Origin of the sequence: Winogradskyella undariae, from assembly GCF_013285155.1 — a bacterium.
Classification (GTDB): domain Bacteria; phylum Bacteroidota; class Bacteroidia; order Flavobacteriales; family Flavobacteriaceae; genus Winogradskyella; species Winogradskyella undariae.
Window position 1 is genome coordinate 94,831 of record NZ_JABTEL010000009.1, and the last position, 15,211, is coordinate 110,041.

13 protein-coding genes and 3 tRNA genes are annotated in these 15,211 nt (G+C 31.4%); 5 read left to right on the forward strand and 11 right to left on the reverse strand.

Translation table 11 applies throughout. The features are described from left to right. The first annotated feature begins 46 nt into the window (after positions 1 to 46). A complete protein-coding gene (locus tag HSX10_RS12965; protein ID WP_173588661.1) occupies positions 47 to 2,572 on the forward strand; it encodes a leucine-rich repeat domain-containing protein in 2,526 nt (841 codons plus the stop codon). A gap of 54 nt (positions 2,573 to 2,626) precedes the next feature. Here HSX10_RS12965 and HSX10_RS12970 read toward each other — a convergent pair. The 9 genes from HSX10_RS12970 to HSX10_RS13010 form a co-directional block, all read right to left on the reverse strand. After that, a tRNA-Gly gene (locus tag HSX10_RS12970) sits at positions 2,627 to 2,699 on the reverse strand. Between the two features lie 138 nt (positions 2,700 to 2,837). Next, a tRNA-Tyr gene (locus HSX10_RS12975) sits at positions 2,838 to 2,919 on the reverse strand. 65 nt (positions 2,920 to 2,984) lie between these two features. Next, a tRNA-Gly gene (locus HSX10_RS12980) sits at positions 2,985 to 3,057 on the reverse strand. 301 nt (positions 3,058 to 3,358) lie between these two features. Continuing rightward, positions 3,359 to 3,535, reverse strand: coding sequence for a BF3379 family histone-like protein (locus tag HSX10_RS12985; protein WP_173588662.1), 177 nt, complete (start codon positions 3,533 to 3,535; stop codon positions 3,359 to 3,361). Positions 3,536 to 3,858: 323 nt separating this feature from the next. Beyond that, positions 3,859 to 4,056, reverse strand: coding sequence for a hypothetical protein (locus HSX10_RS12990; protein WP_173588663.1), 198 nt, complete (start codon positions 4,054 to 4,056; stop codon positions 3,859 to 3,861). Positions 4,057 to 4,067: 11 nt separating this feature from the next. Further along, a complete protein-coding gene (gene larC, locus HSX10_RS12995; RefSeq protein ID WP_173588664.1) occupies positions 4,068 to 5,396 on the reverse strand; it encodes a nickel pincer cofactor biosynthesis protein LarC in 1,329 nt (442 codons plus the stop codon). Further along, positions 5,393 to 6,052, reverse strand: a complete 660-nt coding sequence (gene larB, locus HSX10_RS13000) for a nickel pincer cofactor biosynthesis protein LarB (protein WP_173588665.1) — start codon at positions 6,050 to 6,052, stop codon at positions 5,393 to 5,395. Before larB ends, larC begins: the two co-directional genes overlap by 4 nt. Further along, positions 6,045 to 6,842: an ATP-dependent sacrificial sulfur transferase LarE gene (larE, locus tag HSX10_RS13005; RefSeq protein WP_173588666.1), complete on the reverse strand. Its 798-nt coding sequence runs from the start codon at positions 6,840 to 6,842 to the stop codon at positions 6,045 to 6,047. Before larE ends, larB begins: the two co-directional genes overlap by 8 nt. A 35-nt stretch (positions 6,843 to 6,877) precedes the next feature. After that, positions 6,878 to 8,344, reverse strand: coding sequence for an aldo/keto reductase (locus tag HSX10_RS13010; protein WP_173588667.1), 1,467 nt, complete (start codon positions 8,342 to 8,344; stop codon positions 6,878 to 6,880). A 479-nt stretch (positions 8,345 to 8,823) separates the two neighbouring features. Here HSX10_RS13010 and HSX10_RS13015 point away from each other — a divergent pair, with 479 nt between their 5' ends. Next, entirely contained in the window at positions 8,824 to 9,771 is a 948-nt protein-coding gene (locus HSX10_RS13015; RefSeq protein ID WP_173588668.1) for a sterol desaturase family protein, read from the forward strand. A 7-nt stretch (positions 9,772 to 9,778) separates the two neighbouring features. On the opposite strand, the gene HSX10_RS13020 is transcribed toward HSX10_RS13015, so the two are convergent. After that, entirely contained in the window at positions 9,779 to 11,593 is a 1,815-nt protein-coding gene (locus HSX10_RS13020; protein WP_173588669.1) for an SLC13 family permease, read from the reverse strand. A gap of 238 nt (positions 11,594 to 11,831) precedes the next feature. Between HSX10_RS13020 and HSX10_RS13025 the strand changes: the two genes are divergently transcribed. Beyond that, entirely contained in the window at positions 11,832 to 12,671 is an 840-nt protein-coding gene (locus HSX10_RS13025) for a phospholipase A (RefSeq protein WP_173588670.1), read from the forward strand. Here the strand turns inward: HSX10_RS13025 and HSX10_RS13030 are convergent. Beyond that, the gene (locus HSX10_RS13030; RefSeq protein ID WP_173588671.1) at positions 12,668 to 13,666 is read right to left on the reverse strand and encodes a metal-dependent hydrolase; all 999 of its coding nucleotides are present in this window, start codon (positions 13,664 to 13,666) and stop codon (positions 12,668 to 12,670) included. The two genes, HSX10_RS13025 and HSX10_RS13030, sit on opposite strands and share 4 nt — an antisense overlap. Positions 13,667 to 13,875: 209 nt before the next feature. On the opposite strand from HSX10_RS13030, the gene HSX10_RS13035 reads away from it, so the two are divergent. Both HSX10_RS13035 and trxA read left to right on the forward strand, forming a co-directional pair. Continuing rightward, positions 13,876 to 14,880 (forward strand): Tll0287-like domain-containing protein, encoded by a 1,005-nt coding sequence (locus HSX10_RS13035; protein ID WP_173588672.1) that lies wholly within the window; start codon positions 13,876 to 13,878, stop codon positions 14,878 to 14,880. A 13-nt stretch (positions 14,881 to 14,893) separates the two neighbouring features. After that, positions 14,894 to 15,190 (forward strand): thioredoxin, encoded by a 297-nt coding sequence (gene trxA, locus HSX10_RS13040; RefSeq protein WP_173588673.1) that lies wholly within the window; start codon positions 14,894 to 14,896, stop codon positions 15,188 to 15,190. Positions 15,191 to 15,211 lie beyond the last annotated feature (21 nt).

Here is a 15,211-nt window from a genome sequence, read left to right on the forward strand (position 1 = left end):
ACCCTGTTTCCAAAAGAAATTTATACCTTAAAAATTAACGATTACTATGACAAAATCAACAGAAATCCCTGAATTCACCTATTATAAAATGGATGAATATTATGAAGAGATTAAAAAGGGTAAAAACTTTCCAGAAGATTTTTATTACGAAATTTTTACGATTGCAAAAGCAACAACAGATAAAAAAAATAGAGCAGAGTGTGCTAACATCATAAAAAAACAAGCCCCAGAAGCTTTGCAACTAGCCTTTAAAAGCCGAAAAAAAATAACACAAAAAGGAAGGCACGACGATAGAATGATATCTCTTTTAGAATATGGATTGCTATCTAAAGACTTAGATCTTCTTAAATTACACGATCTAATGACGAGAAAGAATAGAGAACTGGATTTTTTTTGGTTTTCGGTACATTTTTTAGATCGCTTGTTAGAACATCCTCATATAATAAGCCGATTTAACGGTGTTAAAAAATTCACAATCCATTTAATAGGAAAAGGCAATAAGTATGATAGTATTATTAAAGAGATATCAAAATTAACGTCTTTAGAAGAAATAGATCTAGAAGGTGATTACGAACAACTACCAGAGGATTTTGGTAATTTATCAAATTTAAAAAAATTAAAACTTGTTGCCCCTTGTTTAAAAAAGTTTCCAAGTACAATGTCTCAGCTAATATCCTTAAAAAAACTACGTATTGAAGGTGATTATTGGAATAGAGCATGTAAGGACAACCTGAATTTAAATGATTTTAATTGGCTTACAAATCTTACGAAATTAAAAGTATTAAAGCTGTACCATGTTGGTGTTGAAGATATGTCTCAGGTCGTGTTTCCGGCAACCTTAAAACGTATAGAATTTTTTTGCTTAGGTGAATTAAGAGCATTACCTAAAGATGTTAGTCATTTAAAGCAACTAAAAAAGTTTCAGATTTTATCTAAAAGCATAGATAGCTTACCAAGTGGTTTTGAGGATTTACCAAAATTAGAATATTTTGAGCTTATTGCACCTAAGATAGATTCCATATCATCTACCTTATTTTTTGGCGATGCGTCTAGATGTTTTGGAGATACACCTAGACCTAAATTGGTAACAAAAATTACATATAGCGAAACTAATATATCACCAATGACGGAAGTAAGTCAGCGAGAATTTATAGAAATAGATTCACCAAAACTGCTTAACTTTGTGTTAGATAATGCGTCGTTTTTCCCTAAATTAAAGACTATAACAGTGGATTGTGAAGCACCAGAAACCCCACATAAAACAGCGTTAGCTGCATTTAAAAACTTAACAACGCTTAATTACAAACTAGAGCATAAACTAGATTGGCTTTTAGAAGGGATTGAGCAATGTACAAAACTAAAAAATGTAGAATTATACAGGTTTCAAGAGTCTGGTACTAGAGATATAAAATTAGCTGTTAGAGTTTTCCCTTCAGTATTTTCAAAAATAACGCAGTTAGAAAACCTTACCATTAAAAATGCTAGTGCTTTAGTTGTAGACACCGACCATTTACCTAAGCATATAACCAATTTAACTATTTCTGAAATTAAAGGCATAAAAGCAGGAACAGAAGAGTTTGATGTGTTTAATGTGGAAGTTAAAGCCACACCAATTCTTAATTTACAGGAATTTTATGCAGTAATTAGTGCGGCTAAATTTAATCTTGGGCATAGAAATGATGATGTCAATAATGTGTTAGATTTTGAAAACTTTAGACATCCAGAAAAAATTGAATCGTTTGATTTTACCAGTGATGTGAGTCAGTTAGATAGCTTACTTAAAAACTTCATAAATTTAAAAGCGCTTACCATTACGTTTAAAAAAAATAACCCAGAACATAACAATGCATTAACGGCCTTTAAACACTCTAATTTAAAAGTATTAAAAATTGATAATTATAACGGAACTACTGAAGCTTTAGAGCGTTTATTATCACATACACCAAACCTTGAGTTTTTAGATGTATTTGAAGCCAGAGGTTTTGATGCTTTTCCTGCGGTAACATTGCCTCAGCTTAAAAAATTATTAATGCAGAGTGTAGCTGTTAAAACCATAGACAATCTAAAAGTAGAAACTATTGAAGCGGTAAAACTGATACATTGTGATCATATTAGCGATGAAAGTATTGAAGTGATATCGCGTTGGAACTCTTTAAAACACCTTTGGTTAGAAGGTTTAGATGAAAATGGAGGTATATATCCTGAATCAATTTCTGAATTAAATTTAGAAACGCTTTTTATCAGTGCACATCATAAAGAAGAAGAAATTCCGACTTGGATTGCCCATATGAAAAATCTACGTGTTTTAGGTCTAAACATTTTTAAACAAGTTGTTTTACCTGTAGAATTAGCATCATTAAAACAGCTTGAAGTATTAAGTATTAGCGGTTGTGAATTTTCTGAAAAAGTATCTGAAGACTTTAGAAATATGAATTTAAAGAAGTTGGTATACTGGACCTCTAAATTTAATGGTAGTAATATGAAATCTGAACTCTATGAACCCTTAGAAAACAAATTGGTATCTCAAAGAGAATTTGATGACGAAGATAGTGAAGCGCCTTTTAGAATCTAAAGGTATACACTTTATTGCAAAAAAAAGAGCTTCATAGAAATATGAAGCTCTTTGAGCGAGAGACCAGGTTCGAACTGGCGACATTCAGCTTGGAAGGCTGACGCTCTACCAACTGAGCTACTCTCGCATTTTGTAATTAAATTACTTTAATTAATGGTATTTCAATATTTAAAATCGTCATGTTTATTTTTAGATTGATGACACGCAATCTGATAAATTTTTAAATTTCGTTTTAATAAAAAAACGTTGTATTAAAAATTATTTGTGGGGAGAGCAGGATTCGAACCTGCGAAGACGTAGTCAGCAGATTTACAGTCTGCCCTCGTTGGCCGCTTGAGTATCTCCCCAAAATTTTAATTCAATATTTCAATTTAATAATAAAAAAACTTCATAATAAAATGAAGTCTTTTTGAGCGAGAGACCAGGTTCGAACTGGCGACATTCAGCTTGGAAGGCTGACGCTCTACCAACTGAGCTACTCTCGCAGTATTGGTAAGCGGATGCAAATATATAAATATTTTATAAAATGAACCTAATTTTAAGCACGAGAATTCTAAAGAATTTATGATTTTTAATTCTTGAAAATTAAAAGACTTATTGGTAGGTGATTAAGGTTGTTTTTTGCTTATTAAAAATACTTCTAAAGAGAGAAATAAAAAGCTGAATAGGAATTTTTAAGATAATCTGATTAGATTAAGCTTTTAAGACTGTAATATAATAACCGTTTTTAAACGAGAAGAAATAATCAAATCCTCCCCTTTATCGCTAAAGGGGAGGTGTATTTTTTTATTTTTTTGATTCTGCAACAGAAACCTTACGGAATTCTTTTAACAATTTTTCTAATGCTAAAGATGATTTTCTAGCTCTAGTTCCAGCAGCTTTGTTTCCGCTTTCTAATTGTAAGTTTGCATCAGTTTGAAATGATTCAATTGTACTTTGGATGTTTTCGATTAATTCTTTCATATGTTCTTTGTTAAAATTTTAATTTGAAAAGGCGAAAATATAATTATTCCGTTGAATAACATATAAACAGGGGTTAAAATATAGCTAAAGTTCATTTAGAATAAATAAGGAAATTAAAGTGACAGATGTATTTAATGTCTTTTTTAGCTTTCTTAGTTTCTTAATGTGCTCTAGTTTAGTTGTGTATGTTTGTTTTTTTAATATGAATACGCAATGGTTATAAATTAAAATATTTTAGAATGAATGTTAAAATAAAAAGGCCTTATTCGCAAATAAGAGCTTTTTGTGATTATTTAATAATATTCTTTTATGAAGAAATACGATTAATTGTTTTTACTTTTTTCAGATTGTGATTTGTTGCTGCTAAATTTCCATACTAAAGCTACTAAAGCAATTGCAGGGATAACTAACCATGCCCATTCTCCCATAAAAGAGTCATGAGAATGATGTTCTACACCTGGGTGTGCTAATAAAATTTGAGAACTTATTACGAATAATAAAATTGAAAATACTTTTTTCATTGTTTAGAGTTTTAAGAGTTAATATTGAGTTTGCTTATAACCTGATAAGGCGTTTGATTTGTTTCTTTAGCCAGTCTTTGTACATCGTCAAATTCAGGCTTAATTTTTGTGTGATTTGTAGGTGTCGTTGTTTCTTTAACTTCAATTTCACCTAATGCTGTTTGCTTTTTTACTTGTACTCTTGGCAGTTCAATTCGATCTATAGGGAAATAACGAAGTCCAATAGTACTCGTATTATCAAATAGATAATTTGATACTTTTTTTAATTCATCTTTAGGAAGAATAACACTTAATAAAAAAGCGAATCTTCCTTTTTTCATAAGTTGTTGTGTTATACTAAAATCTACAGCTCCTGAAGTTAATAAACCATCTTGAAAGTCATTACCTAAGTATTCTGGAGACATATCGTCTATAGAAGCTTCTAATTGAAGGTAAGTGTCTTTCTCAGCTTCATCTTCAATTAAAGAAATACGAACCACATTAGCATTATGAAAATCTTTTTTGCCCGGTCCGTAAGCTGTTTTTATTGGAGTGTAAGCTTTACTTTTAAAATCTGGATTAAGATATCTTAAAATAGCAGCACCTGTTGGTGTAATCTTTTCACCTTCTTCATTACCAGGGTAAATAGGCATACCTTGAAGTAATTCTGCGGTAGCAGGAGCGGGAACCGGTAACATACCGTGTTGTGTTTTTACAATTCCAAAACCGGTACAAATAGGTGTGCAATATACTTTTGAAATATTCAACTTATCAATTAACACAGCATTTCCAACAATATCTATAATAGAATCGACTCCACTTATTTCATGAAAGTGAATGGTTTCTAATGGCATATTGTGAATTTTAGACTCGGCTTCTCCTATCATTAGAAAAATCTCGTGTGCTATTTTCTTTGCATTAGCGCTGATATGTGCATTGTCAATTATTTTTTTAATATCACTTAAATGACGATGTGCTCCATGATGGTGATCGTGAGAATGCTCATGTTCATGTGAATGTGAATGGTCGTCATGGCTGTGCGAGTGATCATGACTATGCGAATGATCGTGGCTATCTGCATGATCGTGACTATGTGAATGATCATGAGAATGAGAGTGTCCATGATCATCATGTTCATGGCTATGCGCTGTGCCTCCCTCTACATTTAAATCTAAGACTTCAACATACTTGCATGTAATCCCATTTTTATCGGCCTCTTGGATTTCTATTTTACCATCAGGTAAATGTAAATCTTTAGGTAAATTTAGTAATTTGTCGTAATCACCGAGCAATTCACTAAAAGCACTCAAAAACATGTTCCCTGAGAGTCCCGAAAAAGCTTCTATATATATTGTTTTCATTTTTCTATTAGTTTTAACATTCTAAAAGCACTCATGGCGGCTCCATAACCATTATCAATATTGACTACGGTAATTCCGTTTGCACAACTGGCAAGCATGGCACGTAATGCCGTTTCTCCATCTTTTGCAGTTCCGTAACCTACAGAAGTTGGTACAGCAATAATAGGCTGGGGGATAAGTCCACCAACAACGGTTGGTAATGCGCCTTCAAAACCTGCAACGATAATTAAAATATCGAATGTTTTTAAGATTTCTAATTTGTCTAACAAGCGGTGTAAACCTGCAACGCCTACATCATGAATTACACGAGATTTAATTCCCATATATTCTAAAGTATAAAAGGCTTCATTGGCAACACCAATATCTGAACTTCCTGCGGAAACAATTCCTATTTTAGGCGTTGTGTCTTCTGATATTTCTTGATGTGAAAGCATAAAGATTTCAGAATCATCATCATAGAATGCTGTTTTAAATGTTTTTAATAACACTTTTGCTTTCTTAGCTTGCAGCTTTGTTACGAGTACGTTTTTATTTTTTTCAACATAATCTTTCAATAAATCTGAAAGTAATGCTACGCTTTTTGAGGCTCCGAAGATGACTTCTTCAAAACCTAAACGGCGTTTTCTGTCTTCATCTATGATAAAGGCTTTATCCATTTAATACGCGATTTAATTTACCAGAAACAAATCCTTCTTCATCTATTGTGACTTTAGAGAAACCTAAGGCTTTTATTTCTTTAGTGATTTTTTTAAATTGACTTTTTAATACTTCTAATTCTGTTACAGGAACTTCTATGGAAGCTTCTTCTCCTTTATATCTGACTCTAACATTATTGAAGCCAAATCTGTTTAAAACATATTCAGCATGCTCAATTTGTTTCAGTCTTTCATTATTTACAGCAGTTCCATAAGGAATTCTAGAACTTAAGCAAGGACTTGGTGGCTTAAAAGCAGTTTCTAAGCCTAAGGCATTTGCCATTTCTATAACTTCAGCTTTATTAATATTTAGCTCGGCTAAAGGTGATTTTATTTGATGGTTTTTAGCGGCTTCTAAACCAGGACGATAATCGCCTAAGTCATCTAAATTAGTGCCGTTTAAAATAGTGTATTCAGGATAGCGTTCCTGAATAATATCTACCATAGCTTCGTAAAGATGCGTTTTACAGAAAAAACAGCGATTTGCCGGATTTGCTGTATAATTAGGATCTTCTAATTCGGTAGTTTTAATAACCTCTAAGTTTATGTTGTGTGTCTTACAAAAGTCCGTTGCGATTTTAAAATCCTTAGATTTTAGACTTTCTGAATTAGAGATTAATCCAATAGCAGCATCACCAAGCACTAATTTTGAAACATACAACACAAGGGAAGAATCTACACCTCCAGAAAATGCTGTAACGGTTCCTTTATGGTCTTTAAACCATTGTTTTAGCAATGCTAATTTTGACATATATTGATTTTTGTTTTTACTGAATGATTAAATTATTAAGCTTTATTACCTTTTTCGTCAACAGTATAGACTTTAAAACCATCAGCATTTGATTGTTCTATCTCAAAAGTGAAAGGCTTATCTTTTAAAACTTGTGGTTGATGCTTAACAGTCCCTAAAATATTTCCATTAGAAACAATTTCGTAATGAGATATAGGGTTTTCTGCAGCATAAGCGGTTTGCCAAGTAAGTTTTGTTCTTCCATTAACAACTTCTTGCTTAAGGTCTCTAGGTCCTGTCATATCTATTTTATCAAGCTGAAAGAAATTTGTTCGTTCTCCTGCTGCCTTTGCTGTTTTAGCTTCTATTTCAAGTCTTCTTTCTTTAGACATTGCATCAGGTTTTACTTGAGATGCATAATAATTTTGAGTTAACTGACATTTAAGAGGATCTTCATCTATTTTACCAATTCCTATAATTAAAGTATCTACACCAGGTGTGGTTAATACATATTCTATAAGATCGCTACTTGGCAATTCTGCAGAACCTACTTTACGATAAATTTGACTTGGTTTTCTAGAGAAACCTGGCACTTCTTTATACATGGTTCCTGCTCCAAAAACTTTCATACCAATAATACCTATTCCTTTTGCTTTAGCTAGTGGAATTACATTGTGTTTCATATTAAAATACAAGTGATCATTCGAATTAACTGACACTAATAAAGCATCTAGTAATCCATATTTATCACGTTGCATAAAGTCAATCATGGCTTCAGGATTATTATGTCCTGAAAACCCGATGTGTTTCAATAATTTTTCGTTTTTAGGATTTGTTCCTGTAAGATTGGTGCCATCTCTAAAATCTCTTAATACCACTAGAGCTCCAAAATTTTCATCTGGTTTAATTGGTGTTTCAATACCTTTGTATAATATATCGTTTTCCTCGATAGCTTGTAAAGCATGAACCATAACGATATCTACATAAGAACCTTCTGGATAGTAGCCTTTTCCATCACCAAAAAGTTGAGTCATAGTTCTTCTTATATCGTCTGCAGCTGTTTGCACATCTTCACCATTAGATTTGTTTCTTACATTTTCAACTTCTTTCCATCCTGGTTTTCCCCATCTCATTAATGTTTTACTTGTAATGGTAATAGATTCTCTAAGTTTTTTATCGTAATTCGATTTCCCTGGAATTAGGTTCATTTTTTCAAAAGCAGAGTGATAATGCATTTGACTTAGATCGTAAACATTTGATGTGTCATAATAATTTATTCCTAAATCAAAGGCTTTGGTAATAATTTTAACGGGATCGATATCATCTGCTGTCCATTGTATAGATGCTTGTCCACCTAAACCTAAAGTAGTTACTTTGTTTTTCATACGGCCAAATGGTCTCATCATAGGTGCAGGTGCTTTATCAGAGAAACTAGTTCCTAAAGGTAAAAACAATGCACCGGCAGTGGCCATACTTGATAGTCTTATAAAATCGCGTCTTGAAACTGGATACTTACTTTTCATGTGTTTAGGTTTTCGATGAGCTTCTAAGATAACAATACTAAAAGTGAACAATGATGAGTTTAAATCTATTAAGTTTTTTTTAACATGATAATGAAGTTTAAGGTTAATCCTACAAATATTTGGGTTAATATTGTAGATATAAAGTGTTTTAAACTGTGCTATATCGTTTAAGCATTAAGCTTTTTTTAAGAGTATTTTTTATGGTTTTTAGACTTTAGTTTCTTATCTTTTATTTTAAAGTATGCTACTTTGAAATAAAAGTTGTTCTTATCAGTTTAAATATTATGAGAGTAATAAAGTGGATTAAGTATTAAATAAATCAAAACCTAGATTTAAAATTCGGATTTCTATTAGTGATACTGTATATTCACGCCCTAACAATAATTTAGAAGCCCTGAAATATTATAAAATATTTTCAGGTTACATGAATCAGAAAGGATATGCTTCTAAATAAATAGCTTTTTTTTAAATTAAAATAAATGGATTTTACTAACCCTTTAGTATACGGAGTTCCGTGTTTTTTAGGTCTTATTGCCTTAGAGCTTACATACAGTAAGACTTCAGATGATAAGAAAAACCTTTACAATTGGAAAGATTTAACATCTAGTGTATTACTAGGTTTAGGATCTGCAGTACTTGCAGCACTAATAAAGACACTTTCTATAATTACTATTTTTTATTATGCAGATGAATTATTTAACCCATTAGTAAATGGTGTTAGAACTAATATTTTTGGATATGAATCGTTTGGCTATGCTTGGTATGTATGGTTGTTATGTATGCTATTAGATGATTTTAGCTACTACTGGTTTCATAGACAAAACCATATGGTCCGTTTTTTCTGGGCAGCACACATTGTACATCACTCTTCAGATAATTTTAATTTAGGAACCGCTGTTCGTAACGGTTGGTTTACTCTTTTTTATAAACCTTTCTTTTATGTTTGGATTATAATGATTGGTTTTCCGCCAGAAATGCTTGTTGTTTGTTTAGGAATTGAGGCGCTGTGGCAATTTCAATTACATACGCAATACATTAAGAAAATGGGCTTTATAGAAAAGATATTAAATACCCACACAATGCACCAAGTACATCATGCTCGTAATTTGGAGTATATGGATAAAAATCATGGTGGTTTTCTAAATGTTTTTGATCGAATTTTTGGAACTTGGAAAGAATTAGATGAATCTATTGATATTGAATATGGTGTTTCAACGCCTCCAGATTCTTATAATGTGTTTATAATTTTAACCCATGAGTATAAGAACATTTGGGAGGATACTAAGAAATCTAAAAATTGGTATCATAAGTTAATGTATATCTTTGGACCTCCAGGTTGGAGCCATGATGGAAGCACATTAACAGTCAAGCAAATGAGAAAAGAGCTTGCTGAAGAATCTAAAAAGGGAAATATACAAAGTGCCTAAATCTATGTTATAAGTTTATTGATAGAAGTAGAGTTCCTACAACCCATAATGTAGTAGATAAGATACCTCCAATAATTAGGAAGTGTTTAAATTTATAAGCTCCAGTTCCATATATAAGTGTATTAGTTTGATAACCTACAGGTGTGAAAAAACTAAAATTTGCACCAAACATTACGGCGAGTAAGAAAGATTTTACGTCTAAATTTAATCCGCTTGCGACTGCAATAGCAATAGGTGCCATAATAATTGCAGTTGCATTGTTAGATATAACTCCTGATAATAGTATTGTGATTCCAAAAAGTAATCCTAAAACTACTATTGGATTTTGATTACTCATTAAGGTTAATAAATGTTCTGATAACCAAATATCTGCACCACTATTAGTCATGGCAGTTCCTAGAGGAATCATGCCAGCAAGTAAGAATATAATCTGCCAATTTACTTTTTGATAAACGCTTTCAAGTTTAATACTATTAGTTAAAAGCATCATAGCAACACCAGCTAAAGAAGCTGTTAATATGGTTAGTACACTTGTTGCTGCTAATGCAATCACTCCAAGTAGTATTAATAAGGCTACAGTTGTTTTAGACTTAGCAATATTGGGTTTAAATTCATGTTCATTTAATATCGCTATATTTTCAATATTATATAGATCAGAAATCTTATGTTCTTGCATCTCTAATAAAACACGATCACCAGGCTTTAGGTTGATGTCTTCTATGTTTTTTCGTAATAAACGCTCTTTTGTATTTCTTAAATTTCTTCGCTTTTTAATGGCAATAGGGAATGCTCCTTCAAAAGAAATCCTTCTCAAGTCTTTTAAGGTTTTACCAATTAGGTTAGAGCCAGGTAGAATAAGTGTTTCTATGTAGGTTACATCATTTTTTTCTGTGTCATTATCTATTGTATTAACGTTTTCTAATTGTTGCTTTTGTCGTTTTTCATTCAGGACAAATCCATTTTTTTTAAGAATAGATTGAAAGTTCTCCAAATTACTCATTAACACTAAATTATCTTTAGCTTTTAATTTTATGTATTTACCAGGATCATTAATCACTTGCTGATCTCTAATTAATTTAAGGATTTTAGAATCTTCTTGATTTAGAAATTCTATGTCTCCAAATTTTTCTCCAAGTAAAGGAGAATCTTCAGTTACTTTAATAGTAAAAACATAAGAATCTATATGATAATCCGTGTTTAGATTGTTCTTTTTATTCTTTGGTAAGAAGCGAGAGGCAATGGTCATTATAACCAGGCCAATAGCTAAAAATATAAGACCGTACCATGAGAATTCAAAAAAGGTAAAAGATTCAACACCTTGTTTTTTCGCAATTGCGTTAACGATAAGGTTGGTTGATGTTCCCATAAGTGTGCAACTACCTCCTAAAATTCCAGCAAAAGATATTGGCATTAATAATCGAGAAGAAGAGAATCCACATTTTTCGGATAGTCTTGTAATTATTTTAATAAAAATAATAACGACAGCTGTAGTGCTAATAAAAGCAGATATACTCGCTGAAATAAGCATAAATGTTGGAGTTAATAAAATGAGAGGTAATATCTTTAGTTTTTTAATACCATCAGAAAGTAATTGAATCACTCCATTTTCTTCAAGACCAACAGCAAGTATCATTAAAGCTAAAACGGTAACTGTTGCAGGGTTTGCAAAGCCGCTGATAGCTTCTTCTGGAGTTGTTAATTGAAGCAATACCAAAGCAACTATTATAAAAAAGGCAATTTTATCTACAGGAAAAAACTCCGTGATAAATAAGATAATACTTATCCCTATTATAATAAAGACTAAAATTATTGAAAGCTCCATAGATTTTAATGCCAGAATTTAAATTTAGTGACAGAAGAAATAGAAGAGGTGCTCATTAAGATATTTAATTGCTTTGATTACAAATCGAACATTTTTAATTCTTTTTAGATTAGTTTAAGCCGTATATGAGTTAATGAAGCTCGGTTCAATTAGAGATCTTTGTTTTTTAATCTAAACCATCTAAAATTTTCGATTTCGTATGACTAAATTGAGTTTTAACCACCGACTAATTAAAACAATGGCTTTCATTGTTCTTTCATTTTTTACAATATCTACAGTACAATCACAAGCATATACCAAGCAAGAATTAGAGGATTCCTTGGCTACACAACCTTATTTTTCAATACACAAGGATAATTTCTTTGTTACTGGTGTTCCTACAAATAAGACAATAAATAGTTCTACGGCGAATGCTAAATATCAAATTAGTTTTAAACAGATATTAACTCGAAGTAAATTGCCGTTAGATACCTATTTGTATATGACATATACTCAAAAAGCATTTTGGAATATTTATAAAGAATCATTTCCGTTTAATGATATAAATTTTAATCCATCGATTGCTTTAGGTAAAGTTTTTTACGATAAAAATGAACGCTTAAAAGGAATAGGTACTTTAGCTTTTGAGCACGAATCTAATGGTAGAGATAGCTTAGCTTCTCGAAGTTGGAATCGTATAAGTTTAGAATATACCACAGGAATTTCTAAAAATACAGTCGCTAGTTTTAAAGCATGGGTGCCATTTTCTCATAAAGAAGGAAACCCAGACCTTTTAGAATATGTTGGATTAGGAGAAGTAAATATCTCGCATACTTATCAGCCCGATAAGTTAATTTTTGATTTAAGATTGCGAAAAGGTTTAAATTTTGAAGCCAAAGGTTCGGTTAGAGCAAGAGTTTATTATAATCCATTTGGTAACAATATCTCTAATCAATACTTAATGTTAGAATGGTATGTTGGGCAAGCTGAAGGGTTGTTAAATTATGAACAATCACAAAGTATGATTAGGGTTGGTTATGTGATTAGAACCAATGAATTTAAGTGGTTTAACGGTAAAAGTAAAAAGACTATAAATTAATTTCCTTTAACCCGTTTCCATAAATCTGATATTAATTTTTTGCCGTCTCGTTGTGTTTTTTCCTGTTCAATAAAGTTAATATTTCCTGCGGTATCTGTATCAATCAAATATTTAAAAACAAAATTTTGAGATTGAGGTTCCGTACTTAATAACCCAAATCGTAGATCATTATAATATAATTTATTTTCAGATTTAGTAATCGTATACCAACCTTCAGAAATCGCAATCATGCGTTTTACCTTTTCATTATTGATTAAATCTCCTAATAATTCGTGATTTTTAGGATAGGTTTCAAAGGAGATAGGTTTAGTGTCAAAAAAGGAATAAGTTCCTAATAAATAGTTGTTTTCGGTTTCAACATTCGCATTCCATAGAATGGTATTTAGTGCAGATGGTCTGGTGTCTATTTGTTTATAATTGATATTTTGATTTAATAATGCATCTTCAAACTGATTTATAGCCAAGTCTTTTAAAATAAAAGTGAATGCTAAATATGCCGTACTTAAAGTAAGACCAATTCCGTTGTATAAACGCCTTTTTTCTGAAGTTCGTTTTTGAAACATTGTTAGAATTAAGAACACTAAAAACGGGACAGTATACAAAGGATCAATTACAAAAATAGTTTTAAATGCGAGTCTTAAATCTAAAGGCCAAAAGAATTGTGTTCCCCAAGTGGTATGTGCATCTAGCATTGGGTGTGTTATTAAAGCCCAAAAGAATAACCAAGACCAACCTTTAAAATCTTTATATTTTTCATAGCGTGAAACGATCCAACCAAATATTGGAGCAAAAATCACAGAAAATAAAATTGAATGTGTAAATCCACGGTGTATTGCCAAAGCAGAAACTGTATCTGTAAAGTGAGAAGCAAATACATCTAAATCTGGAATTGTACCTGCAATAGCTCCATATAAAATGGCTTTATTACCTACTTTTCTTCCTAAAACAACTTCTCCTACAGCTGCTCCTAATACGATTTGTGTGAGTGAATCCATAATGTTTTCAAAGATAATCTTTAGTATTAAAGTATGCTATAGAAGTTTGTTATATAGTTAAGATTGTATTAAAGTGGTCATTTGTAATTATCCAATAAAAATGTAAGCAGATGTATAAAATGTAGCTTTTTAGAGAGGGTAATTACTGTAACATAAGTTGCTTAACTTAAAGTTTAAAGTTTGTAACTTTATTTAAATTTCTTCGTAAAATGAAAAATAGTATTTTAATACTTGTTTTAGTCCTTGTTTCTGTGAGTTGTAATTCTAATAAAAAAGAAGAAAATTCATATAGCAAGGTTAATAAAATTGAATCAGATCACCCAGGTAAAAAATTAATGGAGACCAATTGTTATGTCTGTCACAGTTCTACAGCTAGTGAAACAGATAGAATAGGACCACCGATGATAGCCATAAAAAGACGTTATTTAAGAAATGAAATGACTAAGGAACAATTTACAGCTTCAATGCAAGCTTGGATTAAAAATCCTTTAGAAGAAAACGCAAAAATGCTAGGTGCAGTTAAAAGATATGGGGTTATGCCTAAACAGCATTTTCCTGAAGAAACTATCGCTGAAATTTCAGAATATATGTTTGATTTTGAAATAGATCAACCCGAATGGTTTGAAGAACATTACAATAAAGGAAATAGAAATCAAAAGGGGAGAGGAATGAGTAATGGACAAGGAAATAAGAAGGGAATGCAACAAGCTCAATCTAATTTTGAAGATTTACCATATGGCGAACGTGGTTTAAAATATGCTTTAGCAACAAAGGCTGTTTTAGGTAAAAACTTAATGGGAACCATTCAGAAAAAAGGAGTGTTAGAAGCATTAGCTTTTTGTAATGCACAAGCATATCCTTTAACAGATAGCATGGCGGTTGTGCATAATGCAAGTATTAAACGTGTGACAGATCAACCAAGAAATCCAAAGAATAAAGCAAATGCAGAAGAATTAGTTTATATTAACACCTTTAAAAGCATGGTTGCTAGTAACAAAGAAGTAGAACCAATTGTAAAAGAATTAGAAAATAAAGTAAGGGTTTACTACCCAATTACGACAAATGCCATGTGTCTGCAATGTCACGGAAAACCAAATGAAACCATAGAAAAATCAACATTAACAAAAATCAAGAGTTTATACCCTACGGATAAAGCTATTGGTTATAATGTAAATGAAGTTAGAGGAATTTGGAGTATTAATTTCGATAAATAAATTCAAGTCAGGTATGAGTAAATTTTCAGAAATAATAAATCAAGATAAAGCTGTTTTAGTCGACTTTTTTGCAGAATGGTGCGGCCCTTGCAAAATGATGAGTCCTATTTTAAAGCAAGTTAAAGACGATTTAAGTGATGGTGTTTCCATTATAAAAATAGATGTCGATAAAAACCAAGCTTTAGCAGCTAAATATCAAGTTAGAGGTGTGCCAACACTAATGTTGTTTAAAAATGGAAAACAAGTTTGGAGACAATCTGGAGTGCTTCAAAAGAATGAGATAATTGATGTTATTCGTTCTAAAAATTAAGATCATAAAGACAAGATAATT